Source organism: Methylobacterium sp. Leaf469 (genome assembly GCF_001424745.1).
In the GTDB taxonomy this organism is placed as follows: Bacteria; Pseudomonadota; Alphaproteobacteria; order Rhizobiales; family Beijerinckiaceae; genus Methylobacterium.
In genome coordinates this window covers 65,398-86,067 of record NZ_LMRE01000005.1, presented here as the reverse complement: position 1 = coordinate 86,067, position 20,670 = coordinate 65,398, and the positions used below count along the sequence as shown (strand labels likewise).

The window sequence follows — 20,670 nt, the reverse complement described above, 5'->3', positions numbered from 1 at the left end:
TCCTGGCCAGCGGTGGCCGTCAGGTCCGCGACACCGAGTTCGCCGTCGTCCGCGCCGGCCTGAACTACAAGTTCGGCTCGTACTAGGACCCGACCGGCACTCCCTCGGAGCGCCACCGGACTCCCGTCATCGTGAGAAGCCCGGCCGAAAGGCCGGGCTTTTTCGTGTGCGCGGGACCGTCACGCCGATGCCATGGGCGGTCGCTAGGAGGCGTGTTTTCCAGGATTCACGGAGCCGATCGATGACGCAGCCGACGCGAACCCGCTCGCAGGCGGCCGAGGCCGCCGAGGATGCCGGCTCGAACACCAGCCCCAATGCCACCTTCGGGGATGTCGTCGCCGCGCGCTTCGACCGGCGCGACCTGCTGCGCGGCCTCCTCGGTGTCGGCGCCATCGCCGCCGTGGTGACGCCCCGTGCCCTGGCCGCCGGGGAGGCCCGAGCCGCCCAAGGTCTCGCCGCTCAAGGTCTCGCCGCTCGGGATCCGTCGCCGACGCGCTTCCCCTTCGCCGAGATCCAAGCCGGTTCGGATACGCACCACCACGTGGCGGCGGGGCACGATGCCGAGATCCTCATCCGCTGGGGCGACCCCGTGCTGCCGGGCGCCCCGGCCTTCGACCCACGCAACCAGTCGGCCGCCGCGCAGGGGCAGCAGTTCGGCTACAACAACGACTTCGTCGGCTACTTCCCCATGCCGGGGGCCGCCGACCCGGCCGCCCACGGGCTCCTGGTGGTCAACCACGAGTACACCAACGAGGAGCTCATGTTCCCCGGCCTCGGGCGCCAGGACATCCGGGACGTGGCCTTCGCGGGGATGACGAAGGAACTCGTCGGGATCGAGATGGCGGCCCATGGCGGCTCGGTCCTCGAGATCCGGCGCACGGACGGCCGCTGGGCCGTAGTGCCGGATTCGCGATACGCCCGCCGCATCACCGCCGAGACGCCGATGGTGCTCACCGGCCCCGCCGCCGGTTCCGAGCGACTGAAAACCGCCGCCGATCCCAGCGGCCGCGCCGTCCACGGCATGATCAACAACTGCGCCGGCGGCACGACCCCGTGGGGCACGTGGCTCACCTGCGAGGAGAACATCAACTACTACTTCTCGGGCGCACTGCCGAAGGATTCCGCCGAGGCCGCCAACCACACGCGCTTCAACCTGCCGAACTCCGCCTATGCCTGGGGCCGCTTCCACGACCGCTTCGACATCGGGGCGACGCCCCACGAGCCCAACCGCTTCGGCTGGGTGGTGGAGATCGATCCGTTCGATCCGACTTCCGTCCCGAAGAAGCGCACCGCCATGGGCCGGTTCAAGCACGAGGGGGCGGCCGGCATCGTCGCCAGGCAAGGACAATACGTCGTCTACCAGGGCGACGACGAGCGCTTCGACTACGTCTACAAGTTCGTCACCGCGGGCCGGGCCGATAGCGGCGACCGCGACCTGCTCGATGCCGGCACGCTCCACGTCGCCCGGTTCGACCCCGACGGGCGCGGCGCCTGGATGCCCCTGGTGTTCGGTGAGGGACCTCTGACGCCCGCCAACGGCTTTGCCAGCCAGGCCGATGTGCTCATCGGCGCGCGGCTGGCTGCCGATCTCCTGGGCGCCACCAAGATGGACCGCCCGGAGGACGTCGAGGCCAACGCGAAGACCGGCAAGGTCTACGTGATGCTGACCAACAACGGGAAGCGCAAACCTGATCAGGTCGACGCCGTGAACCCCCGCGCCGACAACCGCTTCGGCCACATCGTCGAACTCACCCCCGACGATGGCGACCACGCCGCCCTCGGGTTCGCCTGGGAGATCCTGGTGCGCTGCGGCGATCCCGCCATCGCGGCGGTCGGGGCGACCTTCTCGTCGGCCACCACCAAGGACGGCTGGTTCGGTATGCCGGACAATTGCGCCGTCGACGGGCAGGGACGCCTCTGGGTCGCCACAGACGGCAACTCGGCCTCGCGCACGGGCCGGGCCGACGGCATCTGGGCCATGGAGACGGAGGGGCAGGGGCGCGGAACGGGCAAGCACTTCTTCCGGGTGCCCTGCGGGGCCGAGATGTGCGGCCCCTACTTCACCCCCGACGACACCACCTTCTTCGTCGCCGTCCAGCATCCGGGCGAGGCCGACGAGGACGATCCCAAGGCCGCGCCCGCCACCTTCGAGGCACCCTCGACCCGCTGGCCGGACTTCGATCCGGCCCTGCCGCCGCGCCCAGCCGTGGTGGCGATCACCAGGCACGGCGGCGGGCGAGTCGGCACCTGAGTCTCGAATCGACCCCGGCCGTAAAAGGGTTCCCGCGACCGTCAGCCCTTCTTAACCAACCCCATCCCATGCAATGGGGTATCCTGCCCTGCAGGGCAGGGGGTGTGCGGCTCGCAGGGCAGGGGACCGTACCCCTGCCCCGAGGGTGAAGGCCCCTTTCTGTTTCCGGTTTGTTCCGGTATGGTCAGAGGATGAAGGCGAATGCTGCACGGTCCCCCTCTGCGATCCGGTCCGCGAAGCCCGCGGGCGTGCCATCCCCTGCGCGGAGCGATCCGGTGAGCGACCCCGCCCGCGACCTTTTCGCGAAGGGCAAGGTGCCCGCGCCCAAGCCGGCCGAGCGTCGCAAGCTCGAGGCTGCGATCGTCCCCGCGCCCTCGCCCGCCCTCTCGGCGGAGGCCGGCTACGACGCCTCCACCATCGAGGTGCTGGAAGGCCTGGAGCCGGTGCGCCGCCGCCCCGGCATGTATATCGGCGGCACCGACGAGCGCGCCCTGCACCACCTCTTCGCCGAGGTGATCGACAATTCCATGGACGAGGCGGTGGCGGGCCATGCCAGCTTCATCGAGGTGGAGCTTGAGGAGAGCGGCCACCTCGTGGTGACCGACAACGGGCGCGGCATCCCCGTCGACCCGCACCCGAAATACCCCAACAAGTCGGCGCTGGAGGTCATCATGACCGTCCTTCACGCGGGCGGTAAGTTCGATTCGAAGGTCTACGAGACCTCCGGCGGCCTGCACGGCGTCGGCATCTCGGTGGTCAACGCCCTGTCCGACGAGCTCGAGGTCGAGGTCGCCCGTGCCCAGACCCTCTACCGCCAGACCTTTTCGCGCGGCCACGTTCAGGGGCCCCTGGAGACCGTTGGCCGGGTGCAGAACCGGCGCGGCACCCGGGTGCGCTTCCATCCCGACCCGCAGATCTTCGGGGCGCTGAAGTTCGATCCGCGCCGCCTGTTCCGGATGGCCCGCTCCAAGGCCTACCTGTTCGGCGGCGTCGAGATCCGCTGGCGCTGCGCCCCCGCCCTGCTGGAAGGGATCGACGACGTGCCGGCCGAGACCGTGCACCGCTTTCCCGGCGGCCTGCGCGACTATCTCGCCCGCGATCTCGAGGGCAAGGAACTCGTCACCGACGCGATCTTTTCGGGCAAGATCACAAAACCGGGCGGCCACGGGTCCCTGGAATGGGCGGTGGCCTGGATGGTGGTCGACGACGGCATTTCGGCCTCCTACTGCAACACGATCCCGACGGCGGAAGGCGGGACCCACGAGAGCGGCCTGCGCGTCGCCCTGCTGCGGGCCCTGCGCGAGCACGCCGAGCGCGTGAACCAGGCGAAACGCATGACGGCGGTCACCACCGACGACGTGATGGCGACCTGCGCCTCGATGCTGTCGGTCTTCATCCGCGAGCCGGAGTTCCAGGGCCAGACCAAGGACAAGCTCGCCACCGTCGAGGCGTCCCGCATCGTCGAGACGGCGATCCGCGACGCGTTCGACCATTGGCTCGCTGCTTCGCCGGCCCAAGCCAACAAGCTCCTCGACTGGGTGATCGACCGGGCCGAGGAGCGCCTGCGCCGTCGCCAGGAGAAGGAGGTCGCCCGCAAGTCCGCCACGCGCAAGCTGCGGCTCCCGGGCAAGCTCGCCGATTGTTCCAAGGCCGGCATGGCCGGCTCGGAGATCTTCATCGTCGAGGGCGACTCGGCCGGCGGCTCGGCCAAGCAGGCGCGCGACCGTGCCAGCCAAGCCATTCTTCCGTTGCGCGGAAAGATTCTCAACGTGGCCTCGGCGAGCCGGGACAAGCTCGGTGCCAACCAGCTCATCTCCGACCTGACCCAGGCGCTCGGCTGCGGCACCGGCAACGCGTTCCGCCTGGAGGACCTTCGCTACGAGAAGGTCATCATCATGACCGACGCCGACGTCGACGGCGCCCACATCGCCTCGCTGCTGATCACCTTCTTCTACCGGCAGATGCCCAAACTCATCGACAAGGGGCACCTCTACCTGGCGATCCCGCCGCTCTACCGGCTGACCCACGGTGCCAAGACGGCCTATGCCCGCGACGACGCCGACCGGGAGCGGGTGATCAAGACCGTGTTCAAGGGCGCCAAGGTCGAGATCGGCCGCTTCAAGGGTCTGGGCGAGATGATGCCGGCGCAGTTGAAGGAGACCACCATGGACCCGAAGAAGCGCACACTCCTGCGCGTCGGGGTTCTGGAGGATGCCCGTGTCTCCACGGGGGACGCCGTGGAGCGTCTCATGGGCAACAAGCCCGAAGCCCGCTTCGCCTTCATCTCCGAACGCGCGGCCTTCGCCGACGGGGCCGAGCTGGATATCTGATCCGGCTCCGGGCCGATCGCCCGGAGCGAAGGGGCTCCGGGCCCCGAAGGGCATCGCCCTTCGCGGGTCCAGGGCTGGCCCTGGACATCGTGTCGGGCTCTGCCCGGCACGTGCCGAAGGGACGATCCCTTCGAAAACCCGGAATCCCGGATCAGGCCTTCTTCGCCGTTGCCTTGCGCGCAGCTACGGGTTTCGCAGCCGCCGTCTTGGGCGAGGCCGCTTTGGCGGGCGCTTTCTTCGCGGCCGGCTTCTTGGCCGGGGCTTCGGCCTCGCCACCCGCCACGGCTTTGGCGGCTGTTTTCTTCGCCGGAGCCTTCTTCGCCGTCGCAGACTTCGCTGCCGCCTTGCGGGCCGGGGCGCGCTTCTTGCCGCCGCCGCCCGACGCCTCGCGGGCGGCGATGAGCTCCAGGGCCTGGGGGAGGTCGATGTCCTCCGCCGCCTGGGTCTTCGGCAGGGTCGCGTTGGTGGTGCCGTCGGTGACGTAGGGGCCGTACTTGCCCGATTTCACCACGATGGGCTTGCCCGTCTCGGGGTGGTTGCCGAGCGCCCGGCCCGGATCGGCGGCAGGCCCGCGCCGGCCCCCGCCCTGCTCCTTGGCCACGATGATGTCGATGGCCCGGTTGGCGCCGATCTCCAGCACGTCGTCGTCGCGGCCGAGATTCGCGTACATCTTGCCGTGCTGCACGTAGGGCCCGAACCGGCCGAGATTGGCCAGGATCGGCTCGCCGGTCTCGGGGTGTTTCGCCACCTCGCGCGGCAGGGACAGCAGCTTCAGGGCCTTCTCCAGATCGACGCTCGACGGGCTGAGGCCCTTCGGGATCGAAGAGCGCTTGGGCTTGGCCGCCTCCTTGTCCGTCGAGGCTTCGCCGAGCTGCACGAACGGGCCGAAGCGGCCGTCGCGCACGGTGACGGCGAGCCCCGAGACCGGATCGGTGCCGAGCACCCGCGTGCCGGGCTGGCCGCCGTTCTCCGACGAGCCGTCGCCGTCGCCGTCGACGCCAGAGGCGGCGAGCTGGCGGGTGTACTTGCACTCGGGGTAGTTCGAGCAGCCCACGAAGGCGCCGAACTTGCCGAGCTTGAGCGAGAGCTGGCCGGCTCCGCAGGTCGGGCAGGTGCGCGGGTTCGAGCCGTCGGCCTTCTCGGGGAAGATGTGGGCGCCGAGCAGGTCGTTCAGGGCGTCGAGGACCTCGGTGACGCGCAGCTCCTTGGCGCCCGCGATGGCGGCCGAGAAGTCCTTCCAGAAATCGCGCAGGACCTCGCGCCAGTCGATCTCGGCGTTGGAGACCCGGTCGAGCTGCCCTTCGAGATCGGCTGTGAAATCGTACTCGACGTAGCGCTTGAAGAAACTCTCGAGGAAGCCGGTGACGAGGCGGCCCTTGTCCTCGGCCACCAGGCGCTTCTTCTCGATTTTCACGTATTCGCGGTCGCGCAGGGTCTGCAGGATCGCCGCGTAGGTCGAGGGCCGGCCGATGCCGAGTTCCTCCATGCGCTTGACGAGGCTGGCCTCGGAGTAGCGCGGCGGCGGCTCGGTGAAGTGCTGGGTCGAGGCGATGCGCTCGCGCTTGAGGGCGTCCCCGGCCTTCATCGGCGGCAGGCGACGGCCGTCCTCGTCCTCCTCGTCGTCCTTGCCCTCCTGGTAGAGGGTGAGGAAGCCGTCGAACTTCACGACTTGCCCGGTCGCCCTGAGGTCGAGCCTGCGCGGGCCGACGCTCGCCACGATGTCCACCGTGGTGCGCTCCAGTTCGGCCGATTCCATCTGGCTCGCCACCGTGCGGGTCCAGATGAGTTCGTAGAGCTTGGCCTGCTCGGCATCCACCGTGCGGGCGACGGTCTTGGGCAGCCGGCCCATGTCGGTGGGGCGCACGGCCTCGTGGGCCTCCTGCGCGTTCTTGGCCTTGGTGCTGTACTTGCGCGGCGCCCCCGGCAGGTAGCGCTCGCCGTACTCCTTGGCGATCACCTGCCGCGCGTCGGCGATGGCTTCGGGCGCCATGTCGACGCCGTCCGTCCGCATGTAGGTGATGAGACCCACGGTCTCGCCGCCGATCTCGACGCCCTCGTAGAGCTTCTGGGCCGCCCGCATGGTCTGGGCCGGGGCCATCCCGAGTTTGCGCGAGGCCTCCTGCTGCAGGGTCGAGGTGGTGAAGGGCGGGGCGGGGTGGCGCTTGGCCGGCTTGGCCTCGACGCTGCCAACGGAGAACGTCGCGAGTTCGAGGTCGCGCTTGAACGCCGCCGCCTCTTCGCCGGTGCCGACGTCGAGGCGCTGGATCTTCCGGCCGTCCGCGCCCGTGAGCCGGGCCTCGAACACCGCGCCGGTGTCGGTCGTCAGGGTCGCGACGAGGGACCAGTACTCGCGCGGTTTGAACACCTCGATCTCGCGTTCGCGCTCGCAGACGAGGCGGAGCGCCACGGACTGGACGCGGCCGGCCGAGCGGGCGCCCGGCAGCTTGCGCCACAGCACCGGCGAGAGGTTGAAGCCGACGAGGTAGTCCAGCGCCCGGCGGGCCAGGTAGGCGTCGACTAGGGCCTGGTCGATCTGGCGCGGGTTGCGCATGGCGGTGTCCACCGCCGCCTTGGTGATGGCGTTGAAAGTCACCCGCTCCACGTGCATGCCCTTCAGGGCGCGCCGGGCGTTGAGCGCCTCGACCACGTGCCAGGAGATGGCCTCGCCTTCGCGGTCCGGATCGGTCGCGAGGATCAGGCCGTCGGCACCTTTGAGCGCCTTGACGATGTCCGAGACCCGCTTCGAGCCGCGCTCGTCGAGCTCCCACAGCATGTGGAAGTCGGCTTCCGGATCGACGGAGCCGTCCTTGGCCGGCAGGTCGCGGATGTGGCCGAACGAGGCGAGGACCTCGTAGTCGCGGCCGAGGTACTTGTTGATCGTCTTGGCCTTGGCCGGCGACTCGACGACGACAACTTTCATGGAGGGATTCCGAGCCTCTCGAGAGGGCCTTGGTCCGACAACGACCGGTTGCGCGCTTGCGCACGCTGCGGTGGATGCGGCAAGGCGGACCGCCTGCCGGGGCAGGGGCCTTTTGCGGGGCATGAAGTGGGTTAACCCTCGGGCGATGTCAAATGGGGACACTTTGCCGGCTGCGTCGCGCGCCTCCGAATGACCTCCGTCTTGCGGGCGCGGCGCACCCGCTGTAGCGCTGACCCCCGTGATGACCAGCGCCCCGACTCCGCCCGGCTTCCCCCACCGCCATCTCCTCGGCATCGAGGGCCTGTCGCGCCCCGACATCGAGGCCCTGCTGGAGCGGGCCGACGCCGCCGTGGCGCTGTCGCGGCAGGTGGAGAAGAAGCGCACGACCTTGCGCGGGCGCACGCAGATCAACTTGTTCTTCGAGCCCTCCACCCGGACGCAGGCCTCGTTCGAGCTCGCCGGCAAGCGGCTGGGCGCCGACGTCATGAACATGTCGGTGGCCTCCTCATCGGTGAAGAAGGGCGAGACCCTCGTCGACACCGCCGCGACCCTCAACGCCATGCGCCCCGACATCATCGTGGTGCGCCACCACGCGGCCGGCGCCGTGCATCTCCTCGCCCGCAAGGTCGATTGCGCCGTGGTCAATGCCGGCGACGGGGCCCACGAGCATCCCACCCAGGCGCTCCTCGATGCGCTCACCATCCGCCGCAACAAGGGCCGGATCGAGGGCCTCACGGTCGCCATCTGCGGCGACGTCCTGCATTCGCGCGTCGCCCGCTCCAACATCATCCTGCTCCAGGCGCTCGGCGCCCGGGTGCGGGTGATCGGTCCGTCCACCTTGCTTCCCACGGGCCTCGACCGATTCGGCGTCGCGGTGTTCACCGACATGCGCAAGGGGCTGGCGGGGGCCGACATCGTCATGATGCTGCGCCTGCAGCGCGAGCGCATGAACGGCTCCTTCGTGCCTTCGGTGAAGGAGTACTTCCGCTATTTCGGCCTCGACGGCGACAAGCTGGCGCTGGCTGCCCCCGATGCCCTGGTGATGCATCCGGGGCCGATGAACCGCGGCGTCGAGATCTCTTCGGAGGTCGCAGACGGGGCGCAATCCCTCATCCGCGAGCAGGTCGAGATGGGGGTGGCCGTGCGGATGGCCGTGCTCGAAGCCCTCGCGACGCACCTGCCGAACGCTTGACATGCCTCCGCGCGACTTCGACCTTGATATTCAAGCGATCCGCAAGCGCCTGGAGCGGGAGGGCTGGCGGATACGTCCCTCGAAGGGGCCACACGACATCTATACCTATCAGGACCGGCCGAACGTCGCCGTGCCGCGCGGTCGGGGCGATCTTTCACCGGGAACGGCGCGTTCGATCGCCCGCAATGCGGGCTGGCTCGACGGGAGCAAGACGCCATGACAGCCTATATCGGCATCCTCGAGAAGGAGTCCGGAACCCTGTGGGGCATCTGGTTTCCGGATCTACCCGGCTGCATCGCCGCGGCTGGGACGGCTGAGGAGACCATATCCCAGGCGGGGGAAGCGCTCGGTCAATGGCTCTCCCTCATGCGAGAGGACGGCGAAACCCCGCCCACACCGCGGACCATCGAGGAGCTTCGGGGCGATTCCGATTTTGCCGAAGCCCTGGCTGAAGGGCACATGACCATCGTCATCCGCCCCCCCGTCGATGAGCTCGACCTCGACGACGGTCAGTTGCGGGCCGTGGACGAGGCGGCCGAGCGACGCGGCCTTTCACGGCGCGGCGTCGTCCGCGCCTTCGTTCTCAGCCAGATTTCGGGATGAGCGTGCCCCCCCTTCTCCTCACCAACGCCACCCTCTGCGACCCGGCCACCGGCCGGCAGGCCCCCGGCCACGTCCTCGTGCGCGACGGGCGCATCGGTGACCTCGCCTGGGGCGCCGCCCCGGTCGCCCCCGAGGGGGGCGAGACCGTCGACTGCGGCGGGCACGTCCTCGCCCCCGGCCTCGTCGACCTGCGCGCCTTCGTCGGCGAGCCCGGCGCCGAGCACCGCGAGACCCTGGCCTCCGCCAGCGCGGCCGCCGCCGCCGGCGGGGTCACCACCCTGGTGTGCATGCCCGACACCAACCCGGTCATCGACGGGCCGGCCATCGTCGACTTCGTCCTGCGCCGGGCCCGCGACACGGCCTGCGTCACGGTGCTGCCGGCCGCCGCCATCACCAAGGGCCTCGCGGGCCGCGAGATGACGGAATTCGGCCTGCTGCAGGAGGCCGGCGCGGTGGCCTTCACCGACGGCCTCAAGGCAGTGACCAACGCCCAGGTCCTGCGCCGGGCCCTCACCTACGCCCGGGATTTCGACGCGCTGATCATGCAGCACGTCGAGGAGCCCGACCTCGTCGGCGAGGGGGTGATGAACGAGGGCGAGATGGCCTCCCGGCTCGGGCTCATCGGCATTCCGCGCGAGGCCGAGACGGTGATGCTGGAGCGCGACATCCGCCTCGTGCGCCTCACCGGCGCCCGCTATCACGCGGCGATGATCTCCTGCGCCGATTCCATCGAGATCGTGCGACGGGCGAAGGACGACGGCCTGCCCGTCACCTGCGGCGCGTCCGTGAACAACCTCGTCCTCAACGAGGGCGACATCGGCCATTACCGCACCTTCTGCCGGCTCTCGCCGCCGCTCCGCCACGAGAGCGACCGCCTCGCCCTGGTGGCGGCCCTGAACGAGGGCGTGGTCGACGTGATCGTCTCCGATCACAACCCGCAGGACGTCGAGACCAAGCGCCTGCCCTTCGCCGAGGCCGCCGACGGGGCGCTCGGCATCGAGACCCTGCTGGGCGCCGCCCTGCGCCTCGTGCACACCGGCGACATCGCCCTGCCACGCCTGCTCGCCGCACTGACGACGCATCCGGCAAAGATCCTCCGCCGCGAGGCCGGACGCCTCGCTGTCGGCGCGCCGGCCGACCTCGTGCTCATCGACCCGGACGTGCCCTACATCCTCGACAAGCGCCGCCTGAAGTCGCGCTCGAAGAACTCGCCCTTCGACGAGGCGCGCCTCCAGGGCGCGGCCCTGCTCACCCTCGTCAGCGGGCGCATCGTGTTCCGGGACGGGGGTTTCGCGTGACCTACGCCGAGGCCGCCTCCGTGCCGATGCTGCTGGCGGGTCTCGCCGGGGGCTACCTCCTCGGTTCGATCCCCTTCGGCCTGATCTTCACCCGCATGGCCGGTCTCGGGGACGTGCGCGCCATCGGCTCGGGCAACATCGGCGCCACCAACGTCCTGCGCACGGGCCGCAAGGGGCTGGCCGCCGCGACGCTCCTGGGGGATGCCCTCAAGGGAACGGCGGCCGTGCTCATCGGTCTCCGGTTCAACCTGGAGCCGGCCCTGGCGGCGGGGCTCGGCGCCTTCCTCGGCCACCTGTTCCCGGTCTGGCTCGGGTTCAAGGGCGGCAAGGGGGTCGCGACCTTCCTGGGCGTGCTCCTGGCACTGAGTCCGGTGGCGCTCGCCGCCTTCGCGGCGATCTGGCTCGGCCTCGCCTTCGGCCTGCGGTACTCGTCGCTGGCGGCGCTGGCCGCCTCGGCCGCCACGCCCGTCGTCCTGTGGGCGCTCGGACAGCCAGGGGTTGCATGGCTCTTCCTCCTGCTCGCAGCCCTGCTATGGTGGAAGCACGCGCCCAACATCCGCCGGCTCCTCGCCGGCACCGAAGGGCGCATCGGGCAGAAGGGCTGAGGACCACCGACGCCGCCCGACCGTGATGGGGCAGGGCGATGCAACTCAACGATGCCCAGCGCCTCGACTGGCTCCGTCTCATCCGCGCCGAGGGCATCGGCCCGCGCACCTTCCGCACCCTCATCAACCGCTTCGGCGGGGCCGGCGCCGCCCTGGAGGCGTTGCCGAACATCACCGGCCGCGCCGGCCGGCGGGTCACGCCGCCGACCCGGGCGCAGGCCGAAGCCGAACTCGCCGCCGCGGCCCGCATCGGCGCCCGTTTCGTGGCCTCGGGCGAGGCCGACTATCCAAAACTCCTCCAGGCGGCGGATTCCGCGCCGCCGCTCCTCGCCGTGCGGGGCGACCCGGACATCCTGAACCGGCCGGCGGTCGCCATCGTGGGTTCGCGCAACGCCTCGGCCGCCGGCCTGAGCGTCACCGAGCGCCTCGCCCGGGACCTCGGCGCGGCCGGTCTCGTGGTGGTCTCGGGGCTGGCCCGCGGCATCGACGCCCGCGCCCACAAGGCCGCCCTCCTGCCCGGCACCGTGGCGGTTCTGGCCGGGGGGCACGACCGGATCTATCCGGCCAACCACGCCGCCCTCGTCGAGGCGATCCTGGAGGCGGGCGGGGCGGTGGTGGCCGAGATGCCCATGGGCTGGGAGCCGCGGGGCCGCGATTTCCCCCGGCGCAACCGCATCATCTCGGGCCTCAGTCTCGGCACCGTCGTGGTCGAGGCGGCGCGGCGCTCGGGCTCCCTCATCACCGCGCGCTTCGCCCTGGAACAGGGCCGCGAGGTCTTCGCCGTGCCGGGCTCGCCCCTCGACCCGCGCGCCGAGGGCACCAACGACCTCATCCGCCAGGGCGCCACCCTGGTGGCGGAGGCCGCTCACGTCCTCGAGGCTGTGGCACCCCTCATCGAGCGCGAGGCCACCGGTGCGGAACCCCTCGCCCTCGACCGTCCCGATCTCGCCGACGCGCCGATCTTCTGGGACGAACTCGACGTCGACGGGATCGTGCTGCCGATGCCGGTGGACGCCCTCGAGCCGCCCGAGCCTGCGGACGACCGCGCCCGCCTCATCGGACTCCTCAGCCCGACCCCCATCGGCACCGACGACCTCGCCCGGGCCGCGGGCTTGAGCGTGCGCGTGGTGCAGACGACGCTCCTCGAACTCGAACTCGACGGGCGCATCGAGCGGCATGGGAGCGGGGCGGTGTCCCTGGTGGGGTGAGGGCGGCTCAGCGCAGATAGATCACGCTGTAGAGGGTGCGCCGCAGCTCGTCCTCCCGCAGCCAGACCCGGCCGTTGTCGCAGCGGCCGGCGATGTCCGGCCGCATCCGGGCGCAATACTCGCCGGTGTTGTCCTGGACGAGGTACTGGCACCCGCCCGCCGTCCGGCGCCGGCCGATGACGGCGCTGGAATGGTCGGCGGCGAGATCCGGGTCCTTCGGGTCGCGGTCCTGCAGGATGTACCAGCTGTAGCCGATGGTCGGCGCCCGGCCATGGTCGAGGGCGTAATCGACCCGGGCCAGCAGGCGGGTGATGTCCCGGGGCGCCGGCGGCCGGCCCGCCTCCAGCATCGCCATGAAGTCGAGCTGGTTGGCGGCGACACGCGTCGAGACCGGCAGCAGGGGCACGGGCAGGGGTATGCGCCGGCACAGGGTCTCGACCCGCGCAAGCCACGCGTCGTTGAAGGCGTCCGCCCGGCGCGAGCGGAGCTTGCCCACCGTCGCCCCGACGCGGCGCAGGCACTGGTTCGGCGCGCGCAAGGGAGCGCCGAAGCGCAGGGCCGCGTAGGTGGGGGTGAAATGCGCGTAGCCCTCGTGCGAGGGCAGGTCGCGCTCCTCGCACAGGCCGTCGAGGTTGTAGAGCAGGGCGGCGGCATCCTCCTCGCCGCCCTCCAGCTTGTCGAAGTAGGGCTGCAGGCCCGGGTTGCCGACGGGATTGATGTCGGCCGCGTTCCGGCTCCAGGCAATGTCGGCCGCATGGTTCGGATGCGCCCTCAGATGCGCCCGGAGTGCCGGATCGGGCAGGCCTTCGAGCCGGGCCGGATCGGCGAAGTAGAACTTGCCCGCCACATCCAGGGGCGAGACGGCCCGGCCGACGCGCTGGGAGATCATGTCGGCGGTGGCGTAGGCAAAGCAGATGGCGGTGTCGCCCTGGCCGATGGGAATCTCGGCAGGTTTGGGCGAGATCAGGGCGTCGCCCGGAAGCCGGTGCGTGCCGGGCGGCATGGCGATCCGCAACGGAGCGCACGCGGCGTTGCGGGCGTAGGCCGGCTGCGCGGGCAGGATGCGCGGATCGGGAGCCTGCGCCGGTGCGGCCGATCCCGTCGCGAGCAGCAGCAGGGCGCCACAGGCCGCCCGTGCGCGTCTCGCGGACCCGGCTCGGTTCACGTCCCGCTCGAACATTCCCGGCTCAACCCCGCAGATCCACCCTCACGCTCGCTAAAGCATCGGCCCGTGCAGGGGAATTCGGTTCGCGTCCGAAGCCCTCGAAACAACGCATCGGCCGGTTCGGCAGGGTTGCGTGCGCTTCGACACGTCACGCCAAGCTGACGCTCCCCATCTGTAGTTCAGACAGAGAGAAACGAACCGGTTTGTCGGTTCGACCTGCAAAGGAAACAGAGTATCACAATGAAGACCCGTATCGCCGCCATCGCCGCCGCTCTCGTGCTTGGCGTTGCTCCGATCTCGTCTGCGATGGCATTCGAGCGCCCCGCGCGCGACACTGCGTTCACCCCCTACGATGTCGAGACGACCGGTTCGATCAACGCTCCGTCCCGGGTGCCGTCATACGGTGGCTGCCCGATGAGCTCGGCCGCCGAGGGCAACGCCAACCAGCAGAATTTTCCGGTCATGCAGTACGGCCAGACCTCCGGCGGCAACCGTTGCTGATCCGGACGGAGGCGGTGACACCCATGGTCCTGAAGGGCTTCTCCTACGCGATGATCGGCGCCTTCGCGGGCGGCCTGATCTTCACCCTGGTCGGCGCATCCCAGGCGATGCTGGCCTCGTAGCGCGCACGGTGCCGCGGGGGCGGGCCGACGCCGACACCATTTGGCTCGAGAGACGGGCGGCGGGGCGAAAGCTCCGCCGCCGAGGCGTGCGGGCCCCGCACCTCACGCGTCGTCCGCCGCCTCGTCCGCCAGCACCCCCCGCATCTGATCGAGGCACCCCTGGAGGATGTAGGCGGCGGCCAGCATGTCGACCACGGCGCCGCGCTTGGCCCGCGAGGCGTCGGCGGCGATGAGGGCGCGGGTGACCGCGGCCGTGGACAGGCGCTCGTCGCAGAACAGGACCGGCAGGTCGAGGAGCGGCTTCAGGTTGCGCACGAAGGAGCGGGTGGATTGCACGCGCGGACCCTCGCTGCCGTCCATGTTGAGGGGCAGGCCCATGACGAGGCCGCCGACCCCGTGGGTCTCGCAGAGCTGGCGCAGGCGGGCGACATCGGGGGTGAACTTCACCCGGCGGATGGTCTCCAGGGGCGAGGCGATCTGGCGCCCGACATCCGACAGGGCGAGCCCGATGGTCTTGGTGCCGAGATCGATTCCGATGAGACGACGGCCGCCCTGCGACGCCTCCGCGAAGGCACGGATCTCGGCCTCGGTCATGTCGTTCGCTCTCCGCTGATCCGCCCCTCCTGATCGATCCGTGGCCGAGTGGCAATCCGGGCGCCCGCCGCCGTCAATGCGTGCTGGGGGCCGGATCGTCGCCCACGAAGGTCGAGGGCAGGGGGGCCGCACCCATGCCGAGGATGCCGCGCACGGTCGGCGTCTGCACCCGCCGCAGGAAGTCGCCGAGATCCGCCCCGCCGAAGCGCACGGATTCGAGGTCGGCGCCCATCACCCAGATCTCGTATTCGGGCCGCTCCGGGACGACATCCCAGAACAGGAACTCGCCCGCCTCCGAGCGGCCGAAGAAGCAGGCCCGCTCCACCACGGATGGATCGTCGCCCTCCACCTCGAACCCATGGTCGGGACGATCCGACAGGACGGCGCCGATGCTGTGGGCCATGAGCTCCGCGCCGGTGACGAGGTCCGTCTCCGGAGCGGGACCGGGGATCAGGACGCGAAAATGACCGGCGGCCAGGCCTGCGCCCCAGCGCCGGCAGAAGTCCCGGTAGGAGGCGGGGAGGGGGAAGCCCAACTCCGCCTCGGCGCGGGCGAGATCCGCCTCCCCCGAGACCGGTCCGGCCACACCCTGCGCGAACACCGTGTCCCACATGCCGTCGTCTCCGTGTCCATTAACCCTAAGCAAACGTCGCCCTGGCCTTGCCGGCACCGTCCGGTCATAGCATCGTTAACAAGGTGTTAACGTCGTGGGTGGTGCGTATGAACCTGTTCGGAACGAATCCCCCCGCCCCGGTTGCCCGCCGGACGATGCCGTTCCGGCACAAGCTGATGCTGCTCCTGGCCGTCGAGATCGTCGCCTTCGGCTTCCAGCAGGCCGAGCGCAACCCCCACAGGCCCGGCATCTCCGTGGAGGTGCCCGCCCGCGCCGGCCATATGATCGCCTGAGACGGGATCGCCCGGCGTTGCGAGCGCGCGAAGGCGGGTGCTATAGCCCGGCCGTGTTCCGTCGTGGTCGTCAAAGCCCCGGCGCATCCTCCTGGGGGCTCAAGGCAGCATGTCGGTCGACGCAACGACGGTGAGGCGCATCGCGCATCTGGCGCGCATCGCGGTGAGCGAGGACGAGGTCGCGCCGCTCCAGGGCGAGCTGAATGCGATCCTGGCCTTCGTCGAGCAACTCGGCGCCGTCGATGTGACGGGGATCGAGCCGATGACCTCGGTGACCCCCATGGCGATGAAGAAGCGCACCGATACGGTGACGGAGGGCGGCCACGCCGACGACATCGTCTTCAACGCGCCGGAGACCGAGGACCATTACTTCCTCGTTCCGAAGGTGGTCGAGTAGCGCCGCCACCGTTTTCGTGATGCCTCCTGGCAGGATCGTTCGGCGCCGAGACCGGCGACGGGGTCCGTCGGGATCTTGAGGACCGAACGCCCATGACCACCTTGAACGAACTCACCCTGGCCGACGCCCGCGACGGGCTCAAGGCCAAGGACTTCTCCGCCACCGATCTCGCGAAGGCGCATCTCGCCGCCATGGAGAAGGCACGCGGCCTCAACGCCTACATCCTGGAGACGCCCGAGCGCGCGCTCGCCATGGCGGAGGTGGCCGACACCAAGATCGCCGCCGGCGCGGCGCGCCCCCTGGAGGGCATTCCGCTGGGCATCAAGGATCTGTTCTGCACCCACGGCGTCGCCACCACCGCCGGGTCCAAGATCCTCGAAGGCTTCCAGCCGCACTACGAATCGGCCGTGACGCACAACCTCTGGCGCGACGGCGCCGTGATGCTGGGCAAGCTCAACCTCGACGAGTTCGCCATGGGCTCGTCCAACGAGACCTCGGCCTACGGCGACACGATCTCGCCCTGGCGGCGCAACGGGTCCGACACCAAGCTGGTGCCGGGCGGCTCGTCGGGCGGCTCCGCCGCGGCCGTCGCCGCCCACCTGTGCCTCGGCGCCACCGCCACGGACACCGGCGGCTCCATCCGCCAGCCCGCCGCCTTCACCGGCACGGTGGGCATCAAGCCGACCTACGGGCGCTGCTCGCGCTGGGGCACGGTGGCCTACGCCTCGTCCCTCGATCAGGCCGGACCCATCGCCCGCACCGTGCGCGACTGCGCCATCCTGCTCGGCTCCATGGCCGGTCAGGACGCGCGGGACACCACCTGCGCCGATCTTCCCGTGCCGGACTTCGAGGCGGCGGTGTCGCGTGGCGTGAAGGGCCTCACCATCGGCATTCCGAAGGAGTACCGGGTCGAGGGCCTCTCCGCCGAGGTCCAGGCCCTGTGGGACCGCGGGGCGGAGATGCTCAAGGACGCGGGCGCCACGATCCGCGAGATCTCCCTGCCGCACACCCCCTACGCGCTTCCGGCCTACTACATCGTCGCCCCGGCCGAGGCCTCCTCGAATCTCGCCCGCTACGACGGCGTGCGCTACGGCCTGCGGGTGCCCGGCAAGGACATCGCCGGGATGTACGAGAACACCCGCGCGGCGGGCTTCGGCCGCGAGGTCAAGCGCCGGATCATGATCGGCACCTACGTGCTGTCGGCGGGCTATTACGACGCCTATTACGTCCGCGCCCAGAAGATCCGCACCCTGATCAAGCGCGACTTCGAGGAGGCCTACGCGTCGGGCATCGACGCGATCCTCACCCCCGCCACCCCGTCCGCCGCCTTCGGGCTCGGCGAGAAGGGCTCGGGCGACCCCGTCGAGATGTACCTGCAGGACGTGTTCACCATCACGGTGAACATGGCGGGGCTTCCCGGTCTCTCGGTGCCCGCCGGCCTCGATGCGCAGGGCCTGCCGCTGGGCCTCCAGCTCATCGGCCGGCCCTTCGACGAGGAGACCCTGTTCGCCGCCGCCCAGGTGATCGAGACGGCCGCCGGTCGGACCAAACTGCCGGCGGCGTGGTGGGCATGAAAGCGCGGCCATGACCGTCCCGGTTTATGCCTTCAACGAGTGGATCTGGGCCGCGTTCGATCCCGTTCTGATCGCCATCGCGCTGGTCATGGGCTGGAAGTCGGATCAGTTCGTGAAGGTCATCCTCGTGTCGCTGATGGCTTTCGCGGTCTCCGTGCTGGTGTCGTGGGGCGTCACGGCCATCGGCATCCCCTGGCCGGCCCCGGTGAGCCACGACGGACCGACCTTCTTCCCGATCCGCTGGATCGCCGGATTCCTGTGGGGTGCCTTGGGCTTCCTGGCGCACCAGCTCTATCGCCTGCGCGCTTGACCGCGCCGGCCGGCACTTCCACCTTCGATGACTTGCACCCTTCCGGCGCTCACCCGCGCTCCGCAACGCTGAACCTGGGCCATCATGACCGCAGCCGTGAACCCAAAAAAACTCATCAAGGGCGGCCTGCACGATTGGGAGGTCGTGATCGGCATGGAGATCCACGCCCAGGTCACGAGCCGCTCCAAGCTGTTCTCCGGCGCCGCGACGGAATTCGGGGGCGAGCCCAACGACCACGTCTCCCTGGTGGACGCGGCCATGCCGGGCATGCTGCCGGTGATCAACGAGGAATGCGTCGCCCAGGCCGTGCGCACGGGCCTCGGGCTCAAGGCGCAGATCAACCACCGCTCGGTGTTCGACCGGAAGAACTACTTCTACCCGGACCTGCCGCAGGGCTACCAGATCTCCCAGTTCAAGGACCCCATCGTCGGCGAGGGCACGGTGCTGGTCGATCTGCCCGATGGCGAGACGATCACGGTGGGCGTCGAGCGGCTGCACCTCGAGCAGGACGCCGGCAAGTCGCTCCACGACCAGAACCCGACCCAGAGCTTCGTCGATCTCAACCGCTCGGGCGTCGCCCTCATGGAGATCGTCTCGCGCCCCGACCTGCGCTCGTCGGAGGAGGCGCGCGCCTACGTGACCAAGCTGCGCACCATCCTGCGCTACCTCGGCACCTGCGACGGCGACATGGAGAAGGGCTCGCTCCGGGCCGACGTGAACGTGTCCGTGCGCCTGCCCGGCGACCCGCTCGGCACCCGCTGCGAGATCAAGAACGTCAACTCGATCCGCTTCATCGGCCAGGCCATCGAGGTCGAGGCAAGGCGCCAGATCGCCATCATCGAGGATGGCGGCACCATCTCCCAGGAGACCCGGCTGTTCGATCCGGGCAAGGGCGAGACCCGCTCCATGCGCTCCAAGGAAGAGGCGCACGATTACCGTTACTTCCCCGATCCCGACCTGTTGCCGCTGGAGTTCGACCAGGCCTACGTCGATCGGCTCGCCGAGGGCTTGCCCGAACTGCCCGACGCCAAGAAGGCGCGCTTCATCGAGGCCTACGGGCTCAGCCCCTACGACGCCGGGGTGCTCATCGCCGAGCGGTGCTCGGCCGATTATTTCGAGGCGGTGGCCAAGGGGCGCGACGGCAAGGCCGCGGCGAACTGGGTGATCAACGAGCTGTTCGGCCGCCTCAACAAGGAGGGCAAGGGCATCGAGACGAGCCCGGTCTCGGCGGATCAACTCGGTGCCGTGGTGGACCTCATCGGCGAGGGCGTCATCTCCGGCAAGATCGCCAAGGACCTGTTCGAGATCGTCTGGACCGAGGGCGGCGACCCGCGCGCGCTCGTCGAATCGCGCGGCATGAAACAGGTGACCGACACCGGCGCCATCGAGACGGCCATCGACGCGATCATCGCGAAGAACCCCGACAAGGTGCAACAGGCCAAGGAAAAGCCGACCCTCCTCGGCTGGTTCGTCGGCCAGACCATGAAGGCCACGGGCGGCAAGGCCAATCCGGCAGCGGTGAACGCCCTGCTGAAGGCGAAGCTCGGCATCGAGTAGGAGGCGCGCTGCCCTCCCCACGAGGGTAGGGCTGCAGATGGCGCGGGTGGGCGTGAAGGCCCTCGGTGCGCATTCCCTCTCCCCGCCAGCGGCCATTGTATCCACACATCTCAGCGCGATGCGGCCCTCCTCCCCCTGTGGGAAGAGGGCCGCGCCCTGCTTCTGGAAAAACGCAGTCGTGTGAATCCGGTAGCCGCAAGCGGGACGAGACCAGCTTCATCGCGAGGGGATGACGCGTTGAGCCCGGCATCCGCTTTCACGATCCGCCATCTCGGCCGGCCGATACGCCGGCTTTCCACGCCGTGCGTCTCGATGCCTTACCCGGCACCCGGAGGCGTTCGGCGCGTCAGGGGAGGTGGAATCCAGACAGCCGCTCGCGTGGTTCGCCGTGGCCCCTGGAGATCCAAGCCGTATTCGGTGCCTGGAGCGGGGAGGGCGGACCTGGTCGGAGGCGCGGCACTCTACGTGCCCGAGGCGCCCAAGCTCCGCCACCAAGGGCACTTTGTGGGTGGCGCTTCGTGGGGCGTCTTCGTCAGCGCGGACGCACGCGGCGTCTGCGTTGGCATGCCGCTCATCGCGGCCGTGACCGCCTATGCGGAGAACCACCTATGCGGAGACTTGCGTGGACGATGTGGGGTTGTCCGTGGAGGCCGCCAATCACGGCGCGATCCGGCCCTACGAAGCCGCCGGGTTCGTGCCATACGGCATCGAGCCGCGCGCGCTGAACATCGCCGACGTCTTCTACGATGAAATCTTGATGAACTTAGATCTCAGCCGCCAAGGCTGAGCAAGAGAAACCGGCGGCGGAAGCGGTCGAGATGGGGCATTTCGCGTGTTCGAAGTCGTGCCGTAAAGGCCGCTTCTGCGCCCCGGTGACCGCTTCCGTCCCGTGATTCGTGTCTTCGCTGCTCGGATCCGGATCGAATTAAGTTCGGATCGTCGCCGCAGCGTGCTGCTGGGGTGGAGTCATGCTCGTCTCCCACTCGGGGTTGGCCGCAATCGAACGTCAAACGTCGCTGCTGGTCACCTCGTTGCTTTGTCTGTGCTTGACTGGCGAAGCACAAGGACAGACTGCGACTGCCGGGGGGAAGCGTCAACCCCCTATTTGCCGGCTTTGTCGAAAGTCTCCGGTCGGAG

The 20,670-nt window shown here is 69.8% G+C and carries 20 protein-coding genes; 16 read left to right on the top strand and 4 right to left on the bottom strand.

Annotated features, from left to right (window positions below; all coding sequences use genetic code 11):
- Positions 1 to 241: 241 nt before the first annotated feature.
- Positions 242 to 2,251: a PhoX family phosphatase gene (locus tag ASG60_RS06185; protein WP_056384508.1), complete on the top strand. Its 2,010-nt coding sequence runs from the start codon at positions 242 to 244 to the stop codon at positions 2,249 to 2,251.
- A 275-nt stretch (positions 2,252 to 2,526) separates the two neighbouring features.
- Positions 2,527 to 4,581 (top strand): DNA topoisomerase IV subunit B, encoded by a 2,055-nt coding sequence (gene parE, locus ASG60_RS06180; protein WP_056168368.1) that lies wholly within the window; start codon positions 2,527 to 2,529, stop codon positions 4,579 to 4,581.
- A 151-nt stretch (positions 4,582 to 4,732) separates the two neighbouring features.
- Here parE and topA read toward each other — a convergent pair whose 3' ends face one another.
- Positions 4,733 to 7,501: a type I DNA topoisomerase gene (gene topA / locus ASG60_RS06175; protein ID WP_056384507.1), complete on the bottom strand. Its 2,769-nt coding sequence runs from the start codon at positions 7,499 to 7,501 to the stop codon at positions 4,733 to 4,735.
- Positions 7,502 to 7,742: 241 nt separating this feature from the next.
- Between topA and ASG60_RS06170 the strand changes: the two genes are divergently transcribed.
- From ASG60_RS06170 to dprA, 6 genes are read left to right on the top strand one after another with little or no spacing between them, the layout of a single operon-like run.
- Positions 7,743 to 8,693: an aspartate carbamoyltransferase catalytic subunit gene (locus ASG60_RS06170; RefSeq protein ID WP_056168362.1), complete on the top strand. Its 951-nt coding sequence runs from the start codon at positions 7,743 to 7,745 to the stop codon at positions 8,691 to 8,693.
- A 1-nt stretch (position 8,694) separates the two neighbouring features.
- A complete protein-coding gene (locus ASG60_RS06165; protein WP_056358822.1) occupies positions 8,695 to 8,913 on the top strand; it encodes a type II toxin-antitoxin system HicA family toxin in 219 nt (72 codons plus the stop codon).
- A complete protein-coding gene (locus ASG60_RS06160) occupies positions 8,910 to 9,296 on the top strand; it encodes a type II toxin-antitoxin system HicB family antitoxin (protein ID WP_056358819.1) in 387 nt (128 codons plus the stop codon). The genes ASG60_RS06165 and ASG60_RS06160 overlap by 4 nt, the downstream gene beginning before the upstream one ends.
- Positions 9,297 to 9,298: 2 nt before the next feature.
- Positions 9,299 to 10,594, top strand: coding sequence for a dihydroorotase (locus ASG60_RS06155; protein WP_156398814.1), 1,296 nt, complete (start codon positions 9,299 to 9,301; stop codon positions 10,592 to 10,594).
- Positions 10,591 to 11,199: a glycerol-3-phosphate 1-O-acyltransferase PlsY gene (plsY, locus tag ASG60_RS06150; RefSeq protein WP_244476584.1), complete on the top strand. Its 609-nt coding sequence runs from the start codon at positions 10,591 to 10,593 to the stop codon at positions 11,197 to 11,199. The genes ASG60_RS06155 and plsY overlap by 4 nt, the downstream gene beginning before the upstream one ends.
- A 38-nt stretch (positions 11,200 to 11,237) precedes the next feature.
- Complete coding sequence (dprA, locus tag ASG60_RS06145) at positions 11,238 to 12,407, top strand: DNA-processing protein DprA (protein ID WP_056384505.1); 1,170 nt, start codon at positions 11,238 to 11,240, stop codon at positions 12,405 to 12,407.
- Positions 12,408 to 12,414: 7 nt separating this feature from the next.
- On the opposite strand, the gene ASG60_RS06140 is transcribed toward dprA, so the two are convergent.
- The gene (locus ASG60_RS06140) at positions 12,415 to 13,587 is read right to left on the bottom strand and encodes a hypothetical protein (protein WP_056304088.1); all 1,173 of its coding nucleotides are present in this window, start codon (positions 13,585 to 13,587) and stop codon (positions 12,415 to 12,417) included.
- 225 nt (positions 13,588 to 13,812) lie between these two features.
- On the opposite strand from ASG60_RS06140, the gene ASG60_RS06135 reads away from it, so the two are divergent.
- Positions 13,813 to 14,073: a hypothetical protein gene (locus ASG60_RS06135; RefSeq protein WP_056168343.1), complete on the top strand. Its 261-nt coding sequence runs from the start codon at positions 13,813 to 13,815 to the stop codon at positions 14,071 to 14,073.
- A complete protein-coding gene (locus tag ASG60_RS23715; RefSeq protein WP_277996067.1) occupies positions 14,067 to 14,195 on the top strand; it encodes a hypothetical protein in 129 nt (42 codons plus the stop codon). The genes ASG60_RS06135 and ASG60_RS23715 overlap by 7 nt, the downstream gene beginning before the upstream one ends.
- A 102-nt stretch (positions 14,196 to 14,297) precedes the next feature.
- On the opposite strand, the gene ruvX is transcribed toward ASG60_RS23715, so the two are convergent.
- Complete coding sequence (gene ruvX / locus ASG60_RS06130; protein WP_056168338.1) at positions 14,298 to 14,789, bottom strand: Holliday junction resolvase RuvX; 492 nt, start codon at positions 14,787 to 14,789, stop codon at positions 14,298 to 14,300.
- A gap of 73 nt (positions 14,790 to 14,862) precedes the next feature.
- Positions 14,863 to 15,402, bottom strand: a complete 540-nt coding sequence (locus ASG60_RS06125) for an SMI1/KNR4 family protein (protein ID WP_056304086.1) — start codon at positions 15,400 to 15,402, stop codon at positions 14,863 to 14,865.
- A gap of 107 nt (positions 15,403 to 15,509) precedes the next feature.
- Between ASG60_RS06125 and ASG60_RS22540 the strand changes: the two genes are divergently transcribed.
- The 6 genes from ASG60_RS22540 (at position 15,510) to ASG60_RS22535 (ending at position 20,320) form a co-directional block, all read left to right on the top strand.
- Complete coding sequence (locus ASG60_RS22540; protein ID WP_156398811.1) at positions 15,510 to 15,695, top strand: hypothetical protein; 186 nt, start codon at positions 15,510 to 15,512, stop codon at positions 15,693 to 15,695.
- 109 nt (positions 15,696 to 15,804) lie between these two features.
- Positions 15,805 to 16,092 carry an Asp-tRNA(Asn)/Glu-tRNA(Gln) amidotransferase subunit GatC gene (gene gatC / locus ASG60_RS06120; RefSeq protein WP_056168332.1) on the top strand — a complete coding sequence of 96 codons (288 nt, stop codon included), beginning with the start codon at positions 15,805 to 15,807 and terminating at the stop codon, positions 16,090 to 16,092.
- A gap of 92 nt (positions 16,093 to 16,184) precedes the next feature.
- A complete protein-coding gene (gatA, locus tag ASG60_RS06115; protein WP_056384504.1) occupies positions 16,185 to 17,666 on the top strand; it encodes an Asp-tRNA(Asn)/Glu-tRNA(Gln) amidotransferase subunit GatA in 1,482 nt (493 codons plus the stop codon).
- Between the two features lie 10 nt (positions 17,667 to 17,676).
- Complete coding sequence (locus tag ASG60_RS06110) at positions 17,677 to 17,976, top strand: hypothetical protein (RefSeq protein ID WP_056384503.1); 300 nt, start codon at positions 17,677 to 17,679, stop codon at positions 17,974 to 17,976.
- Between the two features lie 84 nt (positions 17,977 to 18,060).
- Complete coding sequence (gene gatB / locus ASG60_RS06105; protein WP_056384502.1) at positions 18,061 to 19,533, top strand: Asp-tRNA(Asn)/Glu-tRNA(Gln) amidotransferase subunit GatB; 1,473 nt, start codon at positions 18,061 to 18,063, stop codon at positions 19,531 to 19,533.
- Positions 19,534 to 20,155: 622 nt separating this feature from the next.
- Positions 20,156 to 20,320, top strand: coding sequence for a GNAT family protein (locus tag ASG60_RS22535; protein ID WP_156398810.1), 165 nt, complete (start codon positions 20,156 to 20,158; stop codon positions 20,318 to 20,320).
- Positions 20,321 to 20,670 lie beyond the last annotated feature (350 nt).

Bases quoted from the DNA above. Each gene is read 5' to 3' on its own strand.
- ASG60_RS22540 (WP_156398811.1), top strand. From the start codon at position 15,510: ATGAACCTGTTCGGAACGAATCCCCCCGCCCCGGTTGCCCGCCGGACG.
- ASG60_RS06135 (WP_056168343.1), top strand. From the start codon at position 13,813: ATGAAGACCCGTATCGCCGCCATCGCCGCCGCTCTCGTGCTTGGCGTT.
- ASG60_RS06140 (WP_056304088.1), bottom strand. From the start codon at position 13,587: ATGTTCGAGCGGGACGTGAACCGAGCCGGGTCCGCGAGACGCGCACGG.
- ASG60_RS06160 (WP_056358819.1), top strand. From the start codon at position 8,910: ATGACAGCCTATATCGGCATCCTCGAGAAGGAGTCCGGAACCCTGTGG.
- topA (WP_056384507.1), bottom strand. From the start codon at position 7,501: ATGAAAGTTGTCGTCGTCGAGTCGCCGGCCAAGGCCAAGACGATCAAC.
- ASG60_RS06165 (WP_056358822.1), top strand. From the start codon at position 8,695: ATGCCTCCGCGCGACTTCGACCTTGATATTCAAGCGATCCGCAAGCGC.
- ruvX (WP_056168338.1), bottom strand. From the start codon at position 14,789: ATGACCGAGGCCGAGATCCGTGCCTTCGCGGAGGCGTCGCAGGGCGGC.
- ASG60_RS06110 (WP_056384503.1), top strand. From the start codon at position 17,677: ATGACCGTCCCGGTTTATGCCTTCAACGAGTGGATCTGGGCCGCGTTC.
- gatA (WP_056384504.1), top strand. From the start codon at position 16,185: ATGACCACCTTGAACGAACTCACCCTGGCCGACGCCCGCGACGGGCTC.
- gatB (WP_056384502.1), top strand. From the start codon at position 18,061: ATGACCGCAGCCGTGAACCCAAAAAAACTCATCAAGGGCGGCCTGCAC.
- ASG60_RS06170 (WP_056168362.1), top strand. From the start codon at position 7,743: ATGACCAGCGCCCCGACTCCGCCCGGCTTCCCCCACCGCCATCTCCTC.
- ASG60_RS06125 (WP_056304086.1), bottom strand. From the start codon at position 15,402: ATGTGGGACACGGTGTTCGCGCAGGGTGTGGCCGGACCGGTCTCGGGG.
- dprA (WP_056384505.1), top strand. From the start codon at position 11,238: ATGCAACTCAACGATGCCCAGCGCCTCGACTGGCTCCGTCTCATCCGC.
- ASG60_RS06185 (WP_056384508.1), top strand. From the start codon at position 242: ATGACGCAGCCGACGCGAACCCGCTCGCAGGCGGCCGAGGCCGCCGAG.
- gatC (WP_056168332.1), top strand. From the start codon at position 15,805: ATGTCGGTCGACGCAACGACGGTGAGGCGCATCGCGCATCTGGCGCGC.